The organism is Aquabacterium sp. T101, assembly GCF_057219775.1.
The window spans coordinates 435,303-455,787 of record NZ_JBXVVZ010000001.1; the positions used below are offsets into that span (position 1 = coordinate 435,303).

Consider the following 20,485-nt stretch of genomic DNA (forward strand, 5'->3'; position numbering starts at 1 on the left):
CCGTCCGGCGGACCCTGCCGGCGCGGGCTCAGCGCCTCGCGCGCCGCCGGTCGCTCGACTTGCGTGCCGTGCCGGACTTGCCCTTGCGCTCGCCCGCCTTGGACGCGGTACCGCGGGCGCGGGAGGCCGTGGCCTTCTGGCGCTGGCGCGTCGCCTTGAGCAGTTCCCGGTCCTGGCTCTTGACCTCTTCCAGCTCGGCGCTGGGATCGCCGGGCGCGGCAGCAGCCAGCGGCATCGCGCTACCCGGCTTGTCGCGGCGGCCGCGGGCGAGCAGGCGCTCTCCGGCGCCTTCCTGCACCAGCCGGAAGTCGATCTTGCGCGCGTCGAGGTCGACCCGGCTGACCTGCACCCTCAGGCGCGAACCGGCGCCGTAGCGGACCCCGGTGCGCTCGCCACGCAGTTCCTGGCGCGCCTCGTCGAAGCGGTAGTACTCGCCGCCGAGCTCGGTGATGTGCAGCAGCCCTTCGACGAAGAGCTCGTCGAGCTGCACGAACAGGCCGAACGTGGTGGCGGCCGTGACCGTGCCATTGAACTCCTCGCCCAGGCGGTCGCGCATGTAGCGGCACTTCAGCCAGGCCTCGACGTCCCGCGAGGCCTCGTCGGCGCGGCGCTCGTTGGCGCTGCAGTGCGCCCCGGCGCCCTCCCACTGCTCGACCTCCGCCGTGGCAGGCCGGGCGCTGCGCGAGCCGCGCCGCACCGCGGGCGCCGGTTCGGTGCTCTCGGTCTCCAGCCGGTACTTCTTGCCGGCCAGCAAGGCCTTGATCACCCGGTGCACCAGCAGATCGGGATAGCGGCGGATCGGGCTCGTGAAGTGCGTGTAGGCCTCGTAGGCCAGGCCGAAATGCCCGCTGTTGGTGGCGGTGTAGATGGCCTGCTGCATCGAGCGCAGCAGCATGGCGTGGATCTGCTGAGCGTCGGGCCGGTCCTTGGTCGCGTCGGCGATCACCTGCAGCTCGGCGGGCGCGGGCTCGTCGCTCAGGGTGAAGTTCAGCCCGAGCGCGCGAAGGTAGTTCTGCAGCGTCACCCGCTTCTCGGGCGTCGGCCCCTCGTGCACGCGGTACAGCGCCGGGTGCTTGTGCGTGGCGATGAAGTCGGCCGCGCACACGTTGGCCGCCAGCATCGCCTCCTCGATCAGCCGGTGGGCGTCGTTGCGCGTACGGGGAACGATCTTCTCGATGCGGCCGTTGTCGTCGCAGACGATCTGCGTCTCGGACGTCTCGAACTCCACGGCACCACGCCGCGCCCGCTGCTTGAGCAGCGCACGGAACACCTCGTGCAGGCTCACCAGGTGCGGCACGAGATCGGCGCGTCGCGCCGCCTCCGGGCCACGCGTGTTGGCCAGGATCGCCGCCACCTCGGTGTAGGTGAAGCGCGCATGCGAGTGCATCACCGCCGGGTAGAACTGGTAGGCCTCGATCTCGCCGTCGGGCGTGACGACCATGTCGCACACCATGCACAGGCGGTCCACGTCCGGGTTCAGCGAACACAGGCCGTTGCTGAGCTTCTCGGGCAGCATCGGGATCACGCGCCGCGGGAAGTAGACCGACGTGGCGCGTTCGTAGGCGTCCTGGTCGAGCGGCTCGCCCGGCCGCACGTAGTGGGACACGTCCGCGATGGCCACCAGCAGGCGCCAACCCGAGGCCTTGCGCGAACGGCCCGAGCCCGAGGTCATCGGCTCGCAGTAGACGGCGTCGTCGAAGTCGCGTGCGTCCTCGCCGTCGATGGTGACGAGGGGCACGTCGGTCAGGTCGATGCGGTGCCGCCGGTCGGCGGGCCGCAGCCGGTCCGGCAGGGCCGCGGCCTGGGCGACGGTCTCCGGCATGAACCGGTGCGGCACCTCGTACTTGCGCACCGCGATCTCGATCTCCATGCCCGGATCGTCGATCTCGCCGAGCACTTCGGTCACGCGGCCCAGGGGCTGCGAGAACATGGACGGCGGCTCGGTCAGCTCGACGGCCACCACCTGCCCCGCCTGGGCATTGGCGGTGCCGCTCTTGGGGATGATGATGTCCTGCTGGTAGCGCTTGTCCTCGGGGGCCAGCAGCCAGATGCCGGCCTCGTGCAGCAGGCGGCCGATGATCGGCGCCTTGCGGCGCTCCAGGATCTCGACCACCTGTCCTTCGGGGCGCCCGCGGCGGTCGTAGCGCACCACGCGCACGCGGACGCGGTCGCGATGCAGCACGGCCCGCATCTCCTGCGGGGAAAGGTAGATGTCGGGCGCCCCCGGCGCCTCGGTGCGGTCGCGCAGCACGAAGCCGTGTCCGTCGCGATGGCCCTGCACCGTGCCCTCGACTTCGCTCATCAGTGCAGCGCCGGCAAGGGGGGGTGAATTGGTGGGTGATTTCTTGATGCTAAACTCCTGGTTTCCTGAGATGCCCAGGTGGCGGAATTGGTAGACGCACTAGTTTCAGGTACTAGCGCTTAACGGCGTGGAGGTTCGAGTCCTCTCCTGGGCACCATCGAAGGAACACGGAATGTGGAATGCGGGGCCGGTTGATCCGGCCCCGCGTCATTTCGGGCCTCAGACGGCGAACTTCTTGGCCAGGCCTTCCGGCCGCAGCCCGTCGTACTCTTCGAACGGCTGGTGGATCCAGGGGCTGGTAGGCAGCGACTCGACGAAGTAGTCGGGGGTGTAGCTCGACACCCCCTTGACCCACAGCACCGCGGAGCGCAGCTCGCTGATCGACGGCATGCCGCGCAGCCGGTCGACCACCGCCCGCAGCGTGACGCCCGAGTCCGCCAGGTCGTCGACCAGCAGCACCCGGCCTGCCAGCTCGCCCTTGGGCAGCGTGATGTACTTGGCCATGTCGAGGCGGCCCTGGATGGTGCCCGCCTCGGCGCGGTAGCTGCTGGTGCTCATGATCGCCAGCGGCTTGTCGAACACCCGGGACAGCACGTCGCCGGGCCGCATGCCCCCGCGGGCCAGGCAGAGGATCTGGTCGAACTCCCAGCCGGACGCATGCACCTTGAGCGCCAGCCGCTCGGTCAGCATGTGGTACTCGTCCCAGGAGACATAGAGGTGTTTGCCGTCGTCGGTCAGCATGTCGTTGGTTCTCCTCGTGGTCGCAGGCGGGCCATCAGCGGCGGAACGGATGGCGCAGCAGGATCGTGTGGACGCGGTCTGGGCCGGTGGACACCATGTCGATCGGCGTGCCCGTCAGCGCCTCGATGCGTTCCAGGTAGCGCCGGGCGTTGGCCGGCAGCTGTTCCCAGTTGGTGAGGCCGGCGGTGGTGTCGGACCATCCCGGCAGGGTCTCGTACACGGGCTCGCAGGCCGCCACGTCGTCGGCATCGAGCGGCAGGATGTCGATCGGCCGGCCACCGAGGCGGTAGCCCACGCAGATGCGGATCTCCGGCAGGCCGTCCAGCACGTCGAGCTTGGTGATGCACATGCCCGACACGCCGTTGATGATCATCGAGCGCTTCAGTGCGGCGGCGTCGAGCCAGCCGCAGCGGCGCGCGCGGCCGGTGACGGTGCCTCGCTCCTGCCCGACGGTCGAGAAGTGGTGTCCGACGCCACCCGGCTGATCGATGTCGAGCTCGGTCGGGAACGGCCCGCTGCCGACGCGCGTGGTGTAGGCCTTCGTGATGCCGAGGATGTAGTGGAGCATCTGCGGCCCGATGCCCGCACCCGCGGCGGCGTTGCCGGCCACGCAGTTGCTCGACGTCACGTACGGATAGGTGCCGTGGTCGATGTCGAGCAGCGTGCCCTGCGCGCCCTCGAACAGCAGATTGGCGCCGGCCAGGTGCTGCTGGTGCAGGCGATAGCCCACGTCGGCGAACATCGGCTGGAGCTTGTCGCCCAGTTCGAGTGCGCGGTCGAGCACCGCCGACACCTGGATGGCGCTGGAGCGCAGGTGCCCCGCGAGAGCCTCGTTGTGCAGCTCCAGCAGGGTCGTGAGCTTCTGCTTGAAGCGGTCGGGGTGCTTCAGGTCCTGCACCCGCAGGGCGCGACGCGCCACCTTGTCCTCGTACGCCGGCCCGATGCCCTTGCCCGTGGTGCCGATCTTGCCTGCGCCGCTGGTCTCGCGCAGGGCCTCGCGGGCCCGGTCCACCTCGACATGGAAAGGCAGGATCAGCGGACACGACTCGCTGACGAACAGGCGCGAACGCACCTCGACGCCGATCTTCTCCAGGCGTTCGATCTCGGACAGCAGGTGCGCCGGGTCGACCACGACACCGTTGCCCACGTAGCAGGCCACGCCTTCGCGCATGACCCCGCTGGGGATGAGCTGCAGGGCGGTCTTCACGCCCTTGATCACGAGGGTGTGGCCGGCGTTGTGGCCGCCCTGGAAGCGGACCACGCCCTGGGCATGATCGGTCAGCCAGTCGACGACCTTGCCCTTGCCTTCGTCGCCCCATTGCGTGCCGACGACCACGACATTGCGGCCGCGCACGGTGGATGATTCCATTTGATGAAGGTCTCCGTTGCTGTCTGTCAGAGGGCGCGCAGCACCCATTGCCCGGCGACGTCGACCAGTTCCCGGTCGCAGTCGTATTCCTGGGCTTCATGTTCGTGTCCGGGCAGCGTGCACACCACCGTGTGGCCCTGCTCGCGCAACTGGCGCACCGCGTCCCGCAGCGCCGGAGACTCGCCCCAGGGGGCGCGCACCGCGGCACGCAGCGGGCCGGCCGCCGTGGCCATGGCCAGCTCCTTGACGTCCAGGCTGAAGCCGACCGCCGGCCGGTTGCGGCCGAAAACCGCGCCCACCTCGTCGTAGCGCCCGCCGCGCGCCAGCGCCGCATTGACGCCATCGGCGTAGAGCGCGAAGCGCGGCCCGCTGTAGTAGGCGTAGCCGGACATGTCGGCCAGGTCGATGCCGATGCGCACCGTGGGATGCGCCCGCTGCACGTGGTCGGCCAGCCAGGCCAGGTCCTCCAGGGCCCGTCCCAGCGCCGCTCGCGCCGGCAGCGCGGTGCGCGCTGCCGCCAGCACGTCCAGGCCACCGTTGAGGCGCAGCAGCGACGCGAGGCCGCCCTGCACCTCGGGGGCCAGCGTCGATGCCAGCGACGCCAGCAGCGACGCGTCCTTGTGAGCCAGGGCCTCGGCCATGTCGGTCAGGCGCGCCGAGTCCAGTGGCACGCCGCCCAGCAGCGAGCGCAGGATGCGTGCGTCGCCCAGGTCCAGCAGCACGTCGCGCACGCCCGCACAGCCCAGCGCATCCAGGGCCAGGTCGATGACTTCGAGATCGGCCTCCAGGCCCCCGTGGCCGTAGACCTCGGCACCGAACTGGAGCAGCTCGCGCGACGCCAGCGCGCTGTCGGCGCGGGCATGCAGCACCGGGCCGCAGTACACCAGGCGGGCCACCCCTTCCCGGTTCAGTAGGTGCGCGTCGATCCGGGCCACCTGAGGGGTCGTGTCCGCCCGCAGGCCGATCGTGCGCCCCGACAGCTGGTCGACCAGCTTGAAGGTCTTGAGGTCGAGTTCCTGCCCGGTGCCCGACAGCAGCGACTCGAGGTGTTCCACCAGCGGCGGCATCACCAGCTCGTAGCCGTAGGCCTGCGCCCGGTCGATCAGGGAGCGCCGCAATTCCTCGACGCGCCGCGCCTGGCTCGGCAGCACATCGGCAATCTGCTCGGGCAGCAGCCAGGCACGCGACATGGGCTACGAAAACGCACCGGTGTTGAAAAGGGCATTGTACCGGCGGCATCCCGCCGTCCCGGTCAGACCCAGAGCAGGATCACGCCGAGCAGCACGCTCGCCATCCCGAAGAAGCGCAACTGGCCGTCGCGGAACTGCGCGACGCGCAGGAACATCTCGCGCCACGCACGCGGCGCCAGCAGCGGCATCAGGCCTTCGGCGATGAGGAACACCGCCAGCCCCACCACCAGCGCCTCGCCGGTCACTTGCGTGCTGGCGCCGGGGCGGCCCCGGGTCCCCCGCGCATCGCCCGGAAGAAGTCGCTGCTCGGGTCGAGCACCATCACGTCGCTCTTGTTGCGGAAGCTGGCGCGATACGCCTCGAGGCTGCGATAGAACTGGGCGAACTGGGGATCGCGGCCGAACGCGTCGGCATACAGCGCCGACGCCTTGGCATCGCCCTCGCCCTTGATCTTCTGCGCGTCACGATAGGCCTCGGCGATGATCACCTGGCGCTGGCGATCGGCGTCGGCGCGGATCTTCTCGGCCTCGGCGCTGCCGGTGGAGCGAAGCTCGTTGGCGACCTGCTGCCGCTCAGACTGCATGCGGCGGTAGACGGCGTCGGTGATGTCGGCGACGAAGTCGACGCGCTTGATGCGCACGTCGACGATCTCGATGCCGAAGGACTTGGCGTCGTCGGCCAGACGCTCGCGCACGTCCTGCATGACGCGCTCGCGGTCGGTGGCCAGCACGCCGCTGACCGTGCGCTTGGTGACGGCCTCGTTGAAGGCAGCCTGCACCACGGGCGACAGGCGCAGCTCGAGGTTGCGGAAGTCGACACCGTTGTTGCGGATGAACTGGCGCGACTCCGCTATCCGCCACTTCACCAGCCAGTCGATCACCAGGCTCTTCTTCTCGGCGGTGAAGATCGGCCGGGTCTCCGGGCTGTCGAGCGTCTGGATGCGCTTGTCGAGGAACACCACGTTCTGCAGCGGCGGCGGAAGCTTGAACTTCAGCCCCGGCTCGGTGATCACTTCCTTGATCTCGCCCAGCGAATAGACCACCGCCACCTGGCGCTGGTCGACAATGAACAGGGTGGATGCCGCGATCATCAGTGCGAGCAGCGCACTGACGGCGATGAGTCCGATGCGATTCATGGCGGCGCCTCAGCGGTTGTCGCGGTCACGGGAGCGCACGCCTTCGCGCGCGCGGGGGTCGGCCGCAGCCGGCTCCGCCGGGGCCGGTGTCGACGGCGGGGTGGCCACCGAAGTGGCCGGGGCAGGCGCAGCCATCGGGCCGCTCTGCTGAAGCAGGCGATCCAGCGGCAGATACAGCAGGTTCGAACCGGCGCGGCTGTCGACCAGCACCTTGGTGACGTTGCTGTACACGGACTGCATCGTCTCCAGATAGAGCCGGTCGCGCGTCACGGTGGGGGCCTTCTGGTACTCGGTCAGCACGGAGCGGAAGCGCTGCGCATCACCCTCGGCCTGCGACACCACGGTGGCACGGTGGGCCTCGGCCTCCTGCTTCAGGCGTGCGGCCGTGCCCTGGGCCTTGGGGATCACGTCCGCGGCGTAGGCCTGACCTTCGTTCTTGAAGCGATCGCGGTCCGCACCCGCCTTCACGGCGTCGTTGAAGGCTGCCTGCACCTGCTCGGGCACCTGCACGTTCTGCACGTTGACGTTGTCGATCAGGATGCCGGCATTGATGCGGTCGAGCTGGCCCTGGATCGACTTGACCAGGTCCGCGGCCAGCGCGGCGCGCTGCTCGTACAGCACCGCGTCGACCTTGCTGCGGCCCACCACCTCGCGCACCGCGGTCTCGGCCGCCTGCTGCACGGCCTCGTCGGGGCGGAAGTTCTCGAACAGGAACGCCCGCGCATTGGCGCGGCGGTACTGCACCGTGAAACGGATGTCGACGATGTTCTCGTCCTGGGTGAGCATCGACGAGTCGCGCAGGCCGGTGGCCTGCAGCACCGTGTTGCGGCCGACTTCCACCGACTGCAACTGGCTCACCGACACCGTCTCGTGGGCCTGGAACGGGTACGGCAGGCGCATCTGGATGCCGGCGTCCACGGTCTTGGAGTAGCGGCCGAAGGTGGTCACCACCGCCTGCTGCCCTTCCTGCACGATGAAGATGCCGCTGGCCGCCCACACCAGGAGCGCGATGCCGCCGATAAGCAGCGCCCCCAGGCCCGCACTCTTCATGTCGGGCTGGAAGTTGCCACCGCCCGGGCCGCCACCGTCGCGCGGCGGCCGGGGACCGGAACCCCCGGGCTTGCCACCGAACAGGCCGCCCAGCTTGCGGTTGAAGTCACGCCACAGTTCGTCGAGGTCCGGCGGACCGTCCCCCCGATTGCTGAACATGGGCAACGCCCGCCCGGTCAGGGCGCGCGCGGCGCGGGCCACGTCGGCCAGGCGATGGCCGAAAGACGCGGGAGCGTCGGAGTCGATGCGCAGGCTCATGCAGTTCCGAGCAAGGGTTCGGTAAGGGGCTGGGTCGCAAGTGTAGGCAATGCGGCGGCATTCAAGGTGCCGGCCACCTGGCCGGCGATCAGGCGCCTGAGTGCGTCGAGGCCGAAGCCATCGCGGGCGCTGACGAAAACGCGTGGCGTGACCACGCCGGGCGCACGTTCGACGGCGTCGACTTCCGTGCGGGGACGTGCCGAGGGCTCCAGCAGGTCGAGCTTGTTGAAGACCAGGATCTGCGGAATGCGGTCGGCATCGATCTCCTGCAGCACCCGCTCCACCTCGGCCATCTGCTCGGCGGCCTGCGGGCTGGCGGCGTCGACCACGTGCAGCAACAGGTCGGCGTCAGCGGCTTCCTGCAGCGTGGCGCGGAACGCTTCCACCAGCTTGTGCGGCAGGTCGCGGATGAAGCCGACGGTGTCCGACAGCACGACCGAGCGGCCCGCCTCGGCCAGCCACAGCTGGCGCGTGGTGGTGTCCAGCGTGGCGAAGAGCTGGTCGGCGGCAAAGGCCTTCGACTTGGTCAGGGCATTGAACAGCGTGGACTTGCCCGCGTTGGTGTAGCCCACCAGCGACACGGTGAACGCGCCGCGCTTGTCGCGCGACCGGCGCTGGGTCTGGTGCTGCTTCTTCACCTTCTCCAGCCGCGACTTCACCGACTTGATGCGCTCGCCGATCATGCGCCGGTCGAGCTCGATCTGGGTCTCGCCCGGGCCGCCGCGCAGGCCGATGCCGCCGGTCTGGCGCTCCAGGTGGGTCCAGCGGCGCACCAGCCGCGTGGCCTGGTACTGCAGCCGCGCCAGTTCCACCTGCAGCTTGCCCTCGTGGCTCTGGGCCCGGGCGGCGAAGATGTCGAGGATCAGCGAGGTGCGATCGGCCACCGGCACGCCCAGGTGGCGCTCCAGGTTGCGCTGCTGCACCGGCGACAGCGACTGGTCGAAGATCACCCCATGGGCCTGGTGCGTCTCGACCGCCGCCTTGATCTCGTCGGCCTTGCCGCTGCCCACGAACAGCGCCGCGTCGGGCGCCTTGCGGCGCGCCGTGATGCGCACCACCGGGTCGTCGCCAGCCGACTGCGCCAGCAGCGCCAGTTCGTCGAGCGTCGGATCGAAGGACGAGCCGGGGCCGAAATCGACGCCCACGAGCACGGCCCGGGTCGGGCCGGCGCTCGTCGCGTCGAACGCGTGATGGGAGGAAGGAGAACCCAAGGAAGGAGCGCGGCGCCCTGCTTCAGCCGTTGCCGGCCGCGGGCTCGCTCGGCTCGCCGGCGTGGAAGTTCACCGCACGGCCCGGCACGACCGTGGAGATCGCATGCTTGTAGACCATCTGGGTGACCGTGTTGCGCAGCAGGACGACGTACTGGTCGAACGACTCGATCTGACCCTGCAGCTTGATGCCGTTGACGAGGTAGATGGAGACGGGGACGTGTTCCTTGCGCAGCAGGTTGAGGAACGGGTCTTGTAGAAGCTGCCCTTTGTTGCTCACGATATTCACTCCGTGTTGGTTTTTGCGTGGACGGATGTCACGTTATCACAGCGCGCCCACCGCGCTGTCCAACACTAGGAGCCCTTGTCGTCGAAAGGGTTCCGCGACGTCTTCATCTCCACCCGCAGCGGCGTTCCCACCAGCTTGAAGTGGTCCCGGATGCGGCCTTCCAGGTAGCGCTTGTAGCTGTCGGTCACGTGTTCCAGCGAGTTGCCGTGCACCACCACCACCGGCGGGTTCTGCCCGCCCTGGTGGGCATAGCGCAGCTTGGGGCGGAAGGTGCCGGCCCGCTTGGGCTGCTGGTGCTGGACCGCGTCGTGCACCAGACGGGTGAGCAGCGGCGTGGGCAGCTTGGCGCTGGCCGACTGGTGGGCCGCGCCGATGGCCTTCCACAGCGGGCCGAGGCCCTGGCGCTTGAGCGCCGAAATCGGCACCACCTCGGCGAAGCGCAGGAACGCCAGGCGCTGGGCGATCTGGCGCTCCAGCATCTGGCGCTGGTAGCTGTCCACGGCGTCCCACTTGTTCACCGCCACGACCACGGCGCGCCCGGCCTCCAGGATGTAGCCGGCGATGTGGGCGTCCTGGTCCGCGACACCCTGGGTGGCGTCGAGCAGCAGAACCACGACGTTGGCGTCCGAGATCGCCTGCAGCGTCTTGACGACAGAGAACTTCTCGATCGCCTCGAACACCTTGCCCTTGCGACGCAGGCCTGCGGTGTCGATCAGGTCGAAGCGCTGACCCTGGCGCTCGAACGGCACGTGGATCGCGTCGCGCGTGGTGCCCGGCAGGTCGAACGCCACCAGGCGCTCCTCGCCGAGCCAAGTGTTGATCAGGGTGCTCTTGCCGACGTTGGGGCGCCCGGCCACCGCCAGGCGGATCGGCCGCGAACCGTCGGCGGCGCGGTCGTCGTCCTCGTCCGCGCCGGGCTCGGGGATGTCCAGCCCGTCGAGCACCGCGTCCATCAGGCTGCGGATGCCCTGCCCGTGCGCGGCCGACACCGGATGCGGCTCGCCGATGCCCAGCTCGTGGAACTCGGCCAGCGCGGGGGCCTCGCTCATGCCTTCGGCCTTGTTGACCGCCAGGAACACGCGCTTGTTGGCCGAGCGCAGATAGCGCGCGATGTCGTGGTCCTGGCCCGAGACGCCGGCGCGGATGTCCGTCACGAACACCACCGCGTCGGCCTCGGCCACGGCCTGACGAGTCTGCTTGGCCATCTCGGCGACCACGCCGGTCGGCTTGTCGGGCTCGAAGCCGCCGGTGTCGATCACGATGAAGTCGCGCCCGCTCAGGTGGCCCTCGCCGTAGTGGCGGTCGCGGGTGAGGCCGGCGAAGTCGGCCACGATCGCGTCACGGCTCTTCGTGAGCCGGTTGAACAGGGTCGACTTGCCGACGTTCGGACGCCCCACCAGGGCGATGACCGGCTTCATGAACCGCCGCCGGCGCAGGCCATCTACTGCGGCCGGAAGGCGAACAGGCCGCCCTTGGCCGTGGCCACCAGGATGGTGGTGCCGGAGGCCACGGGCGTGCCGATCACCTGCGAACCATCGGTGGGCAGGCGCAGCAGGGTCTTGCCCGAGGCGCGATCCAGGAAGTGCACCTGGCCCTCGAAGTCGCCCACCACGACCGTGCGCCCGATAACGAGCAGGCCCGACGGGCTGCGGTGGGTGAGCTGCTCGGCGGTCCAGGCCAGGTCGCCACTGGTGGTGCGCCACGCGGTGATGCGGCCGACGCCGTCGGCGGCCGCCACCAGATCGGCGTCGCCCCCCACCGCCTGCGAGCCACCGGCGACCTTGGTCCAGAGCAACGCGCCGCGCTGGGCGTCGGCACAGCCCACGGCGGCCTGGAAGGCCCGGCCGCACACCACGTCGCCGGCGCGCACCAGCGGGCCGACCAGATCGGCCACGCGCTCCACTTCATTGGTGCCGCGGGGATTGGCCAGCGCCACCTCCCAGCGCACCGTGCCCTTGAGGGGGTCGACACCGGTCAGGCGCTGGCCCTGCCCCACCAGCAAGGTGTCCTTGAAGGCCGCCACGACCCCCGGCTGCGACAGGGTCAGCGGCTCGCCGCCGCGCTTGAGGGCCCACAGGTAGCGCCCGTCGACGGCGTCGTAGGCCTGGACGGCCCGGTCGACGCCCATCACGAAGACCCGCTCTCCCGCCACCAGCGGCGCCGTGGCGACCAGCGACCCGAGACGGGTGCGCCACTTCACCGCGCCGTTGTCCAGCACGACGAGTTCGTTGTCGCGATTCACCACGGCCGCGAACCGGCCGTCGGAACCCACGCCGGCCGTCAGCCGGGCCCCGGCACCGCCGCGCCAGAGCTCCCGGCCGTCCTGCACCGACAGGGCGGCGACGGTACCGTCGCCCCCGGCCACGACGAAGGCATCGGCCCGTGCCGTGGGCATCAGCACGAATGGCAGACCGCCGTCGAGGCTGGCACGCCAGACCTGCTGCCCGGCGATCTGCGGGGTGATCGCCTCCAGCGGCGTGGGCTTGGGCTTGTCGCTCGAGCAGCCGGCGGCCAGTGCCGCAGCCGACAGCAGGACGACGGCGCGCAGCGCGCGGATCATTTGCCCGCTCCCGAGGCTGCGGCCACCGGCGCCGGGGCCGCGCCCAGGGCGGTGAGCTTGGCGTCGATCAGGCGGCGATAGTCCACCTTGTCGTCCAGCGCCTTGTAGGCCGTCTGGTACGCCGCCAGCGCCTCGGTCTTCTTGCCCTGGGCGGCCAGCACGTCGCCGCGCCGGTCGGCGATGAGGCCGTCGAACTCGCGCGCCTTGCCCTGCTGGGCGGCGTCGAGTTGCTTGAGGGCGTCGTCGTACTGCTTGCGGTCGAGCAGCACACCGGCCGCGCGCAGCCGCGCCACGACACGGTATTCGTCCTCGGACGCGGTGTCCGCCACCCACGACAAGGTCGCCAGCGCCGCGTCGGCCTGGCCCTTGTCGTGCTGGACCTTGGCCGCCAGCAGGCCGGCCTGCTGCGCCTGCAGGGTGCGCGGGAAACGCTCCTTCAGATCGCTGAAGGCGCGCGACGTCCGGTCGGCGTCGCCGGCCCGTGCGGCCCGGTCGAGTTCGTCATACAGCGCACCGGCCTTGGTGCCCTGCTCGCGCTGCCACCAGTTCCAGCCCTGCCAGGCGGCGAAACCGGACAGCGCCAGCGTCAGGGTCCAGGTGATCAGGTTGCCGTACCGGCTCCAGAAGGCCTTGAGCTGGTCGAGTTGTTCCTGCTCCTGCAGGTCGAGATGGGTCGCCATGTGCGGTCCGCGAAAACGAAGCGGGGATTATGGGGTGCGAAGCTCGCCCGCCCAGGCGGCGGGCTGGTCCAGCGGTCGCGTGAACTGGGCGCCGTCGCCGCCACGCAGGGGCTTGACGGCCACCTGGCCCGCCGCCAATTCGTCCGCGCCGAAGATCAGGGCGAAGGCGGCACCGCTGGCGTCGGCGCGGCGGAACTGTGACTTCATGCTGCCCGGGCCGTCCCGGGTGGCGGCGTGCATCTGCACCTTCACGCCCGCGGCGCGCAGGGCCACGAGCACCGGCATCACCTGCGGCAGCAGGGCCGCATCGGGCACCAGGGCGTAGGCATCGGGCGCGCCGGAAGGCGCCCGGATGCCGGCGCCTTCCAGCATCAGCATCAGGCGCTCCATGCCGAGGCCGAAACCGATGCCCGGCGCGGGCTTGCCGCCCAGGGTTTCGATCAGCTGGTCGTAGCGGCCGCCGCCGCACACCGTGCTCTGGGCCCCGAGCAGGGGGCTCTTCCACTCGAAGACGGTGAGGTTGTAGTAGTCCATGCCGCGCACCAGGCGCGGGTTCACGGTGTAGGCCAGGCCCGCGGCGTCCAGCACGGCGCGCAAGGCGCCGAAGTGCGCCAGCGAGTCGGCACCGAGGAAGTCCATCAGCGTCGGCGCGGACTCCACCACCGACGCCATCGCTGGGTTCTTGGTGTCCAGGATGCGCAGCGGGTTGCTGTGCAGGCGACGCTTCGCGTCGGCATCCAGCGCGTCGGCATGGCGCTCGAAGTGGGCGATCAGCGCATCGCGATGGGCCCTGCGCTCCCCGGGCTGACCCAGGCTGTTGAGCTCCAGCACGATGTCGCGGCCCTCGACCAGGCCCAGCTCCTGCCACAGCGCGCGCAGCATCAGGATGATCTCGGCGTCCACGTCGGGGCCGGCATGGCCCAGTGCCTCGACATCGAGCTGGTGGAACTGGCGCGCCCGGCCCTTCTGCGGCCGCTCGTGGCGGAACATCGGGCCCAGCTGCCAGATGCGCAACGGCCCGTTGTACAGCGCGTTGTGCTCGTTGATCGCGCGCACGATGCCGGCCGTGGCCTCGGGGCGCAGCGTGAGCGCGTCGCCGTTCATCGCGTCGGTCCAGGAGAACATCTCCTTCTCGACGATGTCGGTCACCTCGCCGAGGCCGCGCACGAACAGCGGCGTGGGCTCGACGATCGGCGTGCGCAGGTTGCGGTAGCCCCAGCGCGACAGCAGGTCGCGCAGGCGGGACTCGACCCACTCCCACTGTGCCGCCTCGTCGGGCAGCAAATCGTTCATGCCCTTGACCGCGGTCAGGGGGGTGCTTGCCTTTGCGGCGCGGTTGCCTTCAGCCATGGGAATCGCGCCGCGGCCAGCGCGGCGCTCCGTTCAATGCGCGCCGAAGCGCTTCTCGATGTAGGACTCGACGATGCGGTGGAACTCGGTGGCGATGCCCTCGCCACGCAGCGTGAGCGCCTTCTCGCCGTCGATGAACACCGGTGCCGCGGGGGCCTCGCCGGTGCCGGGCAGGCTGATGCCGATGTCGGCATGCTTGCTCTCGCCCGGCCCGTTGACGATGCAGCCCATCACGGCCACCTTGAGGTTCTCGACGCCGGGGTAGCGTGCCTTCCACACGGGCATCTGCGCGCGCAGGAAGTCGTCGATCTGCTTGGCCAGCTCCTGGAAGGTGGTGCTGGTGGTGCGACCGCAGCCGGGGCAGGCGGTCACGCTCGGGTTGAACGAGCGCAGGCCGAGGGCCTGCAGCAGCTCGAGCGCCACGACGACCTCCTGGGTACGGGCTTCGCCCGGCTGGGGCGTCAGGCTGACGCGGATCGTGTCGCCGATGCCTTCCTGTAGCAGCACGGCCAGCGCGGCAGCGGAAGCCACCGTGCCCTTGGTGCCCATGCCGGCCTCGGTGAGGCCGAGGTGCAGCGCATAGTCGCAGCGCGCGGCCAGCGCGCGGTAGACCGTGATCAGGTCCTGCACGCCGCTGACCTTGCAGCTGATGATGATCTGGTTCGGGTCGAGGCCGACCTCGCGGGCGTAGGTGGCCGAGTCGAGCGCCGACGTCACGAGGGCCTGCACCATCACCTGCTTGGCGTCCCAGGGCGGCATGCGGCGGGCGTTGTCGTCCATCAGCGCGGCGAGCAGGTCCTGGTCCAGGCTGCCCCAGTTGACGCCGATGCGCACCACCTTGTCGTAACGCGCTGCGGCTTCGACCATCATCGCGAACTGGCGGTCGCGCTTGTCGCCCTTGCCGACGTTGCCCGGATTGATCCGGTACTTGCTCAGGGCACGCGCCATGTCCGGATAGTCGGTCAGCAGCCGGTGCCCGTTGTAGTGGAAGTCGCCGACCAGGGGCACGTCGATGCCCATGCGGTCGAGCTGGTCGCGGATGTAGGGCACCGCCTGCGCCGCCTCGGGCGTGTTGACGGTGATGCGGACCAGCTCGCTGCCGGCCTGCGCCAGCTCCTTGACCTGGATTGCGGTGCCTATGGCGTCGACCGTGTCTGTGTTGGTCATCGACTGCACGCGCACCGGCGCATCGCCCCCGATCGTCACCACGTTCGAACCCCAGGCGACCCGCGCCTGCCGCGACCGGCGCGGTGCCGGCGAGGCCATGACGATCGAGCCGAAGTCCTGCAGCGAATCGCTCATCGACACCTCAGTTGAGCTGCATGCGCGCCACGTTGTCGCGCGTGTGGGCGGCCAGTTCGACCGGCTTGCCCCGGAACTGGAGCCGGGTCGACGCGGCATTGCCGACCGTCACCCGCAGCGGCGCGGCGCCATCGACCGCCACCGACTCGCCGGGCGCGAGGCTGCGCGACAGCAGCGTCTCGCCCCGTGCGTCCTGGACCTCGATCCAGCTTTCGGCCGTGGTCGCAGCCACGCTCAGGGTCGGGACCGTCGACGAGGACAGGGCCGCCGAGGCCGGTGCCCCCGGTGCGGATGCGGCCGTCGAGCCCGACACGGGGGCCAGCGCCGACGTGGAGGCCGCAGCCGACGCCGGCGCCGGAGCCACCGGCGCGGGGGCCGACGACGGCACGGCCGGCAGTTCGGTCACGCTGGTGGCCGTCGACGCCGGGGTCGACGGCACCTTGGTGCGCAACACCTGCCCGAGCCAGGAGTCCGGCATGAACCACAGGGCCGCGGCCGCCACCAGGACCGACAGCGTGCCCCAAACGACCGGCCGGCGCACCCAGGACCAGTCCGCCGGCTCCTCGCGGCCGGGACGCTCGCGGAACGGCGCATTCAGGCCGACGCCGACCTGCTCGAGGCGCGGGCTCGCCGCGCCGGACTGGGGCAGGCGATCGAGCACCGGCTGGACGTCGATCTTGAGGTGCCGGCATACCGACTGCGCCAGCGCGCGGGTGAAGGTCAGGTCGGGCAGTTCGTCGTAGCGGTCCGCCTCGAGCGCCTCCAGCTTGCGCTGCGGCACCTTGATGGCGGCGGCCATCGCAGCGATGTGGATGCCGCGCTGTTCGCGCGCCGCACGCAGCAGCGCCCCGGCCGTGGGGCCGGTCGCGCGACTGTCCTGGCCCCCCTCGGGCCGGTCCGCGTCAGTCATCGAATCGCCCTCGCTCATAGGCCATCGCCTCGGGCGACTGCGGGAAGCGGCTGCGCAGCTGGCGCCCGTATTCCTCGACGCCGTTGCGATTGCCGATGCGGTGCTCGATGCGCAGCGCCAGCCACAGCGTCTGCGCATTGCTCAGGTCCTCGCGCGAATTGACGCGGCGCACGTAGAACCGCGCCCGCTCGTACTCGCCGCGCCGGTACAGGACTTCCGACAGGTTCAATGCCGCCGTCGGGTTGCCGGCATCGATCTCGTAGGCCCGCAGCAGCTTGCGCTCGGCGTCCGGCAGCTTGCCGGCGCGTGCCAGGCAGATGCCCTGGGCCATCAGCGTGCGCGGCGCGTCGCGGTACTGCGGCTGCGCCAGCGCCTGCTCGAACAGTCGGTCGGCCTCGTCGAAACGGTTGCGCTGGCAGAGGAACCAGCCGCGGTTGTGCATCGCGTCGACATCGCGCGGGTTCAGGGTCAGCGCGCGCGCGAAATTCTCGTCGGCCTGCTTGTCGTCGCCCATGGCGGCATAGATCAGGCCGCGCAGGTTGAAGACACCGCCGAGATCGGGCCGGGCCGCAAGCGCCAGGCGGGTCTCCTCCAGCGCGGTCTCGAACTGCCCGTTGCTGAAGTACAGCGCGGCCAGCTCCAGGCGAAGAGCGGCACGGCGCTCGGGCTCCGCCGACTCGGGCGCCGAGCGCGAGTCCTGTGGATTGACCGTCTGCGTCGTCGTGTTCTGGGCGCAGGCCCCGAGCAGTGCCGCGGCCGTGGCAACAATCGCCAGCGTCGAGCTCGCGCGGACCGGCATGGACTTGAAGTCAGGCATCGGGTCGGGGCACCAGGGCCGGTTGGACAGGCATCAGCGGAATGCGCCGCCGGCGCTCCTGAACGCGGGTGCGGTCCTGCACCTCGCCCGCGAGCTGCCCGCAGGCCGCGTCGATGTCGTCACCCCGGGTGCGCCGCACCGTGGTCACGTAACCGGCGTCCTGCAGCCGCGTGGCGAACTGCAGCACCCGCTCGCGCGGGGAGCGCGTCAGGCCCGACTCGGGGAACGGGTTGAACGGGATCAGGTTGAACTTGCAAGGCACCCCGGCCTCGCGCACCAGCGACGCCAGCGCATCGGCCTGTGCCGGCAAATCGTTGACGCCATCGAGCATGCAGTACTCGAAGGTGATGAAGTCGCGCGGCGCGGCATCCAGGTAGCGCCGGCACGCCGCCAGCAACTCGGCCAGCGGGTACTTTCGGTTCAGCGGCACCAGTTCGTCGCGCAGAGTGTCGTCCGGCGCATGCAACGACACCGCGAGCGCCACGGGGCAGTCCTCGCGCAGGCGGTCGATCATCGGCACCACGCCGGACGTGCTCACCGTCACGCGGCGCCGGGACAGCCCGTAGCCGTGATCGTCGAGCATGACCCGCAGCGCGGGCACCAGTGCCGAGTAGTTCTGCAGCGGCTCGCCCATGCCCATCATCACCACGTTGGTGACGGCGCGCTCGCCTGCCGCAAGGCCCAGGCGGCGGCGCAGATGATGCTCCGCATGCCACAGCTGGGCCACGATCTCGCCCGTGGTCAGGTTGCGCGAGAAGCCCTGGTGACCGGTGGAACAGAAACGGCAACCGACTGCACAGCCAGCCTGCGACGAGATGCACAGCGTGCCACGGTCGGCCTCGGGGATGAACACCGTCTCGACGGCATTGCCGCCACCGACGTCGAACAGCCACTTGACGGTGCCGTCGGCCGACGCGTGCTCCGAGATGACCGGCAGCGGTGCGATCACGGCCGACGTGGCCAGCTTGTCGCGCAGCCCTCGGGCCAGGTCGCTCATCACCGAGAAGTCGCTGGCACCTTTCTGGTGGATCCAGCGGAACAGCTGGGCCGCACGAAAGCGCTTCTCGCCCAGGCCCTCGCACCAGGCCACCAGCCCTTCGAGATCAAGATCGAGAAGGTTGGTGGCCATGAGTGGATCAGCGGCTGTAGACCGCCATGCCCGGAAAGAAGAACGCCACTTCGGCAGCGGCGGTCTCCGGGGCGTCGGAGCCGTGCACCGCATTGGCGTCGATGCTGTCGGCGAAGTCGGCGCGGATGGTGCCCTTCTCGGCCTTCTTGGGGTCGGTCGCGCCCATCAGCTCGCGGTTGCGGCCGATCGCGTTCTCGCCTTCGAGCACCTGGATCATCACCGGGCCCGAGATCATGAACTGGACCAGGTCGTTGAAGAACGGACGGGCCTTGTGCACCGCGTAGAAGGCCTCGGCCTCGCCGCGCGACAGGTGCGCCATGCGCGCGGCCACGATCTTCAGGCCAGCGCCTTCGAAGCGGGCATAGATCTGCCCGATCACGTTCTTCGCCACCGCGTCAGGCTTGATGATGGACAGCGTGCGTTCGATCGCCATGATGAAAAAGTCTCCAGTAAATCAATGACTTGGCAAAGCCTTGAATTGTATCTCGTGAACCTGCCGCCCGACCGCGCTCAGCGCGGCTTGCGCGGCCCGCCACGCCGGCCGCGGCCACCACCACCGCCGCCGCCCTTCTTGCCCAGGAAAGCGTCGGCGCCGATGTAGCCGACCGCCGTGCGCATCGGATCCGGCTGGGCACCACCCGCACCGCCGGCCGGGCGGGCGCCGCGCTTCTTGCTGCCGCCGGCCCGGCCCCGGCCGCCACCGCCGCCGCCCGGACCCACCGGCGCGCCGCCCTTGTTGAAGCGCTTGTCGTAGGTCTGCTGCAGCGGATTGGGAATCGGACCGTCGTCGTCCTCGACCACCCGCTGCGGGGTGCGCGCCGCCTTGAGGGCACGCTGGTCGTAGGTCTGCTGCAACGGATTCGGGATCGGGCCGTCGTCGGCGATCTCGCGCTGCGGGCGCTGCGCCTCGCGCAGGGCGCGACGGTCGAACGTCTGCTGCAGCGGATTCGGGATGTTGGTGAAGTCCAGGTTGTCCGCCGGCTGCGCGGCCTCGTCGTGCTCGGCGAAGTCGTCCTCGCGCGCCCGCAGCGCCGCGTCGCCGAAGCCCTCGTGCAACGAATGCTTGGAGCCACGCCGCTTCTTGCCCGGCACCGGCGCCGACGTCGTCAGCGGCGACGGCATCTCGCGCTCGCGCTCTCGTCGCGGCGGCTTCGGGGCGGCCCCGTCGTCGCGACGCGCAGCGCCGCGACCTTCCTTGCGGGCCGGTGTGCCCTCGCCCCGCACCCCCAACCCCGTCAGGCGGCGCAGCAGCTTCACGTCGTCCTCGGCCAGATCGACGAACCGGCCGCGCTTGAGGCCCCGCGGCAGCACGATGGCGCCGTAGCGGATGCGGATCAGGCGGCTGACCGCCAGGCCGACGGCGTCGAACAGCCGTCGCACCTCGCGGTGTCGGCCCTCGGCGATCACCACGCGGTACCAGTGATTGACCCCCTCGCCACCGCCGTCCTCGATGCGCAGGAACGATGCCGGCTGGCCGTCGATCGGGACTCCGGCCAGCAGCCGCGACCGGCTGTCGTCGGTGAGCTGTCCGAGCACGCGCACCGCGTACTCGCGCTCGATGCCGAAGCGAGGATGCATCAGCCGGTTGGCCAGCTCCCCGGACGTGGTGAACAGCAGCAGGCCTTCGGTATTGATGTCCAGGCGTCCGACCGACTGCCACTTGCCCTGCGGCAGCCTCGGCAGGTTGCGGAACACGGTCGGACGGCCTTCCGGATCGTCCAGCGTGACGACCTCGCCGACCGGCTTGTGGTAGGCCAGCACGCGGGTCGGCAGCGGCGCGATGCGCACGCGCACCACCTTGCCGTCGATGGCGACGCGGTCGCCCCACGACACGCGCTGCCCGACATGGGCCTTCTCGTCGTTCACGGTCACGCGGCCGTCCGCGATCATCTGCTCGAGGTCGCGGCGCGAGCCGAGGCCCGACTGCGCCAGCACCTTCTGGAGCTTCGGGGCGTCCGCATCCGGCGCGAGGATCCGGCGCTCGGGCGCCGTCGCGGCACCCTCGGCAGCCGCGCCATCGGCCACCGGCACCGACCCTTCGCCCGCCTCCGCGGGGGCCGGGTCATCGGCACTCTCGGAGTCGAACTCGCCTGCCGTCACCGTGGCGAAGACGGCGCCCGCGTCGGGCATGGGCAAGGCAGGGTCGACCGTCGACGGGGGGGCGCTGTCCGCCGGTGCATCGCCACCTTCGCGCG

Annotated in this window: 19 protein-coding genes and 1 tRNA gene; 1 reads left to right on the forward strand and 19 read right to left on the reverse strand. The window is 70.4% G+C overall.

Annotated elements, in window-relative coordinates:
- Nucleotides 1-28: 28 nt before the first annotated feature.
- On the reverse strand, nt 29-2,302 hold the full coding sequence (gene rnr / locus AC2EAQ_RS02030) for a ribonuclease R (protein ID WP_484640036.1): 2,274 nt from the start codon (nt 2,300-2,302) through the stop codon (nt 29-31).
- A 72-nt stretch (nt 2,303-2,374) separates the two neighbouring features.
- Here rnr and AC2EAQ_RS02035 point away from each other — a divergent pair.
- Nucleotides 2,375-2,459 (forward strand) — tRNA-Leu (locus AC2EAQ_RS02035).
- 62 nt (nt 2,460-2,521) lie between these two features.
- Here the strand turns inward: AC2EAQ_RS02035 and AC2EAQ_RS02040 are convergent.
- The 18 genes from AC2EAQ_RS02040 to AC2EAQ_RS02125 all read right to left on the reverse strand — a co-directional run bounded on the left by AC2EAQ_RS02040 (nt 2,522) and on the right by AC2EAQ_RS02125 (nt 20,420).
- Nucleotides 2,522-3,043 carry a phosphoribosyltransferase gene (locus AC2EAQ_RS02040; RefSeq protein ID WP_484640037.1) on the reverse strand — a complete coding sequence of 174 codons (522 nt, stop codon included), beginning with the start codon at nt 3,041-3,043 and terminating at the stop codon, nt 2,522-2,524.
- Between the two features lie 34 nt (nt 3,044-3,077).
- Nucleotides 3,078-4,412: an adenylosuccinate synthase gene (locus AC2EAQ_RS02045; protein ID WP_484640038.1), complete on the reverse strand. Its 1,335-nt coding sequence runs from the start codon at nt 4,410-4,412 to the stop codon at nt 3,078-3,080.
- Between the two features lie 26 nt (nt 4,413-4,438).
- Entirely contained in the window at nt 4,439-5,602 is a 1,164-nt protein-coding gene (locus AC2EAQ_RS02050) for an ATP phosphoribosyltransferase regulatory subunit (RefSeq protein ID WP_484640039.1), read from the reverse strand.
- Nucleotides 5,603-5,664: 62 nt separating this feature from the next.
- The gene (locus AC2EAQ_RS02055) at nt 5,665-5,847 is read right to left on the reverse strand and encodes a DUF2065 domain-containing protein (protein WP_484640040.1); all 183 of its coding nucleotides are present in this window, start codon (nt 5,845-5,847) and stop codon (nt 5,665-5,667) included.
- A complete protein-coding gene (gene hflC / locus AC2EAQ_RS02060; RefSeq protein WP_484640041.1) occupies nt 5,844-6,737 on the reverse strand; it encodes a protease modulator HflC in 894 nt (297 codons plus the stop codon). Before hflC ends, AC2EAQ_RS02055 begins: the two co-directional genes overlap by 4 nt.
- 9 nt (nt 6,738-6,746) lie before the next feature.
- Nucleotides 6,747-7,946 carry an FtsH protease activity modulator HflK gene (hflK, locus tag AC2EAQ_RS02065; RefSeq protein ID WP_484641135.1) on the reverse strand — a complete coding sequence of 400 codons (1,200 nt, stop codon included), beginning with the start codon at nt 7,944-7,946 and terminating at the stop codon, nt 6,747-6,749.
- Between the two features lie 95 nt (nt 7,947-8,041).
- Nucleotides 8,042-9,256 carry a GTPase HflX gene (gene hflX / locus AC2EAQ_RS02070; protein WP_484640042.1) on the reverse strand — a complete coding sequence of 405 codons (1,215 nt, stop codon included), beginning with the start codon at nt 9,254-9,256 and terminating at the stop codon, nt 8,042-8,044.
- A gap of 22 nt (nt 9,257-9,278) precedes the next feature.
- Nucleotides 9,279-9,533: an RNA chaperone Hfq gene (gene hfq, locus AC2EAQ_RS02075; RefSeq protein WP_484640043.1), complete on the reverse strand. Its 255-nt coding sequence runs from the start codon at nt 9,531-9,533 to the stop codon at nt 9,279-9,281.
- Between the two features lie 74 nt (nt 9,534-9,607).
- A complete protein-coding gene (gene der, locus AC2EAQ_RS02080) occupies nt 9,608-10,960 on the reverse strand; it encodes a ribosome biogenesis GTPase Der (RefSeq protein ID WP_484640044.1) in 1,353 nt (450 codons plus the stop codon).
- Nucleotides 10,961-10,983: 23 nt separating this feature from the next.
- Nucleotides 10,984-12,102, reverse strand: coding sequence for an outer membrane protein assembly factor BamB (locus AC2EAQ_RS02085; RefSeq protein ID WP_484640045.1), 1,119 nt, complete (start codon nt 12,100-12,102; stop codon nt 10,984-10,986).
- Nucleotides 12,099-12,782, reverse strand: a complete 684-nt coding sequence (locus AC2EAQ_RS02090; RefSeq protein ID WP_484640046.1) for a YfgM family protein — start codon at nt 12,780-12,782, stop codon at nt 12,099-12,101. Before AC2EAQ_RS02090 ends, AC2EAQ_RS02085 begins: the two co-directional genes overlap by 4 nt.
- 27 nt (nt 12,783-12,809) lie before the next feature.
- Nucleotides 12,810-14,075, reverse strand: a complete 1,266-nt coding sequence (hisS, locus tag AC2EAQ_RS02095; protein ID WP_484640047.1) for a histidine--tRNA ligase — start codon at nt 14,073-14,075, stop codon at nt 12,810-12,812.
- A gap of 90 nt (nt 14,076-14,165) precedes the next feature.
- Complete coding sequence (gene ispG / locus AC2EAQ_RS02100; RefSeq protein WP_484640048.1) at nt 14,166-15,434, reverse strand: flavodoxin-dependent (E)-4-hydroxy-3-methylbut-2-enyl-diphosphate synthase; 1,269 nt, start codon at nt 15,432-15,434, stop codon at nt 14,166-14,168.
- A gap of 7 nt (nt 15,435-15,441) precedes the next feature.
- Nucleotides 15,442-16,344 carry a helix-turn-helix domain-containing protein gene (locus AC2EAQ_RS02105; protein WP_484640049.1) on the reverse strand — a complete coding sequence of 301 codons (903 nt, stop codon included), beginning with the start codon at nt 16,342-16,344 and terminating at the stop codon, nt 15,442-15,444.
- A complete protein-coding gene (gene pilW, locus AC2EAQ_RS02110) occupies nt 16,337-17,143 on the reverse strand; it encodes a type IV pilus biogenesis/stability protein PilW (protein WP_484640050.1) in 807 nt (268 codons plus the stop codon). The genes AC2EAQ_RS02105 and pilW overlap by 8 nt, the downstream gene beginning before the upstream one ends.
- Before the next feature lie 10 nt (nt 17,144-17,153).
- Nucleotides 17,154-18,290, reverse strand: a complete 1,137-nt coding sequence (rlmN, locus tag AC2EAQ_RS02115) for a dual-specificity RNA methyltransferase RlmN (protein WP_484640051.1) — start codon at nt 18,288-18,290, stop codon at nt 17,154-17,156.
- Nucleotides 18,291-18,297: 7 nt separating this feature from the next.
- Complete coding sequence (gene ndk / locus AC2EAQ_RS02120; RefSeq protein ID WP_484640052.1) at nt 18,298-18,723, reverse strand: nucleoside-diphosphate kinase; 426 nt, start codon at nt 18,721-18,723, stop codon at nt 18,298-18,300.
- Nucleotides 18,724-18,800: 77 nt separating this feature from the next.
- The gene (locus tag AC2EAQ_RS02125) at nt 18,801-20,420 is read right to left on the reverse strand and encodes a pseudouridine synthase (protein ID WP_484640053.1); all 1,620 of its coding nucleotides are present in this window, start codon (nt 20,418-20,420) and stop codon (nt 18,801-18,803) included.
- Nucleotides 20,421-20,485 lie beyond the last annotated feature (65 nt).

What these genes read in the sequence shown, in the direction of transcription:
- der (WP_484640044.1), bottom strand. Translation starts at nt 10,960, where the DNA reads ATGAAGCCGGTCATCGCCCTGGTGGGGCGTCCGAACGTCGGCAAGTCG.
- AC2EAQ_RS02040 (WP_484640037.1), bottom strand. Translation starts at nt 3,043, where the DNA reads ATGCTGACCGACGACGGCAAACACCTCTATGTCTCCTGGGACGAGTAC.
- AC2EAQ_RS02105 (WP_484640049.1), bottom strand. Translation starts at nt 16,344, where the DNA reads ATGACTGACGCGGACCGGCCCGAGGGGGGCCAGGACAGTCGCGCGACC.
- AC2EAQ_RS02125 (WP_484640053.1), bottom strand. Translation starts at nt 20,420, where the DNA reads ATGCCCGACGCGGGCGCCGTCTTCGCCACGGTGACGGCAGGCGAGTTC.
- hflK (WP_484641135.1), bottom strand. Translation starts at nt 7,946, where the DNA reads ATGTTCAGCAATCGGGGGGACGGTCCGCCGGACCTCGACGAACTGTGG.
- ispG (WP_484640048.1), bottom strand. Translation starts at nt 15,434, where the DNA reads ATGAGCGATTCGCTGCAGGACTTCGGCTCGATCGTCATGGCCTCGCCG.
- ndk (WP_484640052.1), bottom strand. Translation starts at nt 18,723, where the DNA reads ATGGCGATCGAACGCACGCTGTCCATCATCAAGCCTGACGCGGTGGCG.
- rnr (WP_484640036.1), bottom strand. Translation starts at nt 2,302, where the DNA reads ATGAGCGAAGTCGAGGGCACGGTGCAGGGCCATCGCGACGGACACGGC.
- hisS (WP_484640047.1), bottom strand. Translation starts at nt 14,075, where the DNA reads ATGAACGATTTGCTGCCCGACGAGGCGGCACAGTGGGAGTGGGTCGAG.
- rlmN (WP_484640051.1), bottom strand. Translation starts at nt 18,290, where the DNA reads ATGGCCACCAACCTTCTCGATCTTGATCTCGAAGGGCTGGTGGCCTGG.
- AC2EAQ_RS02085 (WP_484640045.1), bottom strand. Translation starts at nt 12,102, where the DNA reads ATGATCCGCGCGCTGCGCGCCGTCGTCCTGCTGTCGGCTGCGGCACTG.
- pilW (WP_484640050.1), bottom strand. Translation starts at nt 17,143, where the DNA reads ATGCCGGTCCGCGCGAGCTCGACGCTGGCGATTGTTGCCACGGCCGCG.
- AC2EAQ_RS02045 (WP_484640038.1), bottom strand. Translation starts at nt 4,412, where the DNA reads ATGGAATCATCCACCGTGCGCGGCCGCAATGTCGTGGTCGTCGGCACG.
- AC2EAQ_RS02050 (WP_484640039.1), bottom strand. Translation starts at nt 5,602, where the DNA reads ATGTCGCGTGCCTGGCTGCTGCCCGAGCAGATTGCCGATGTGCTGCCG.
- hflC (WP_484640041.1), bottom strand. Translation starts at nt 6,737, where the DNA reads ATGAATCGCATCGGACTCATCGCCGTCAGTGCGCTGCTCGCACTGATG.
- AC2EAQ_RS02090 (WP_484640046.1), bottom strand. Translation starts at nt 12,782, where the DNA reads ATGGCGACCCATCTCGACCTGCAGGAGCAGGAACAACTCGACCAGCTC.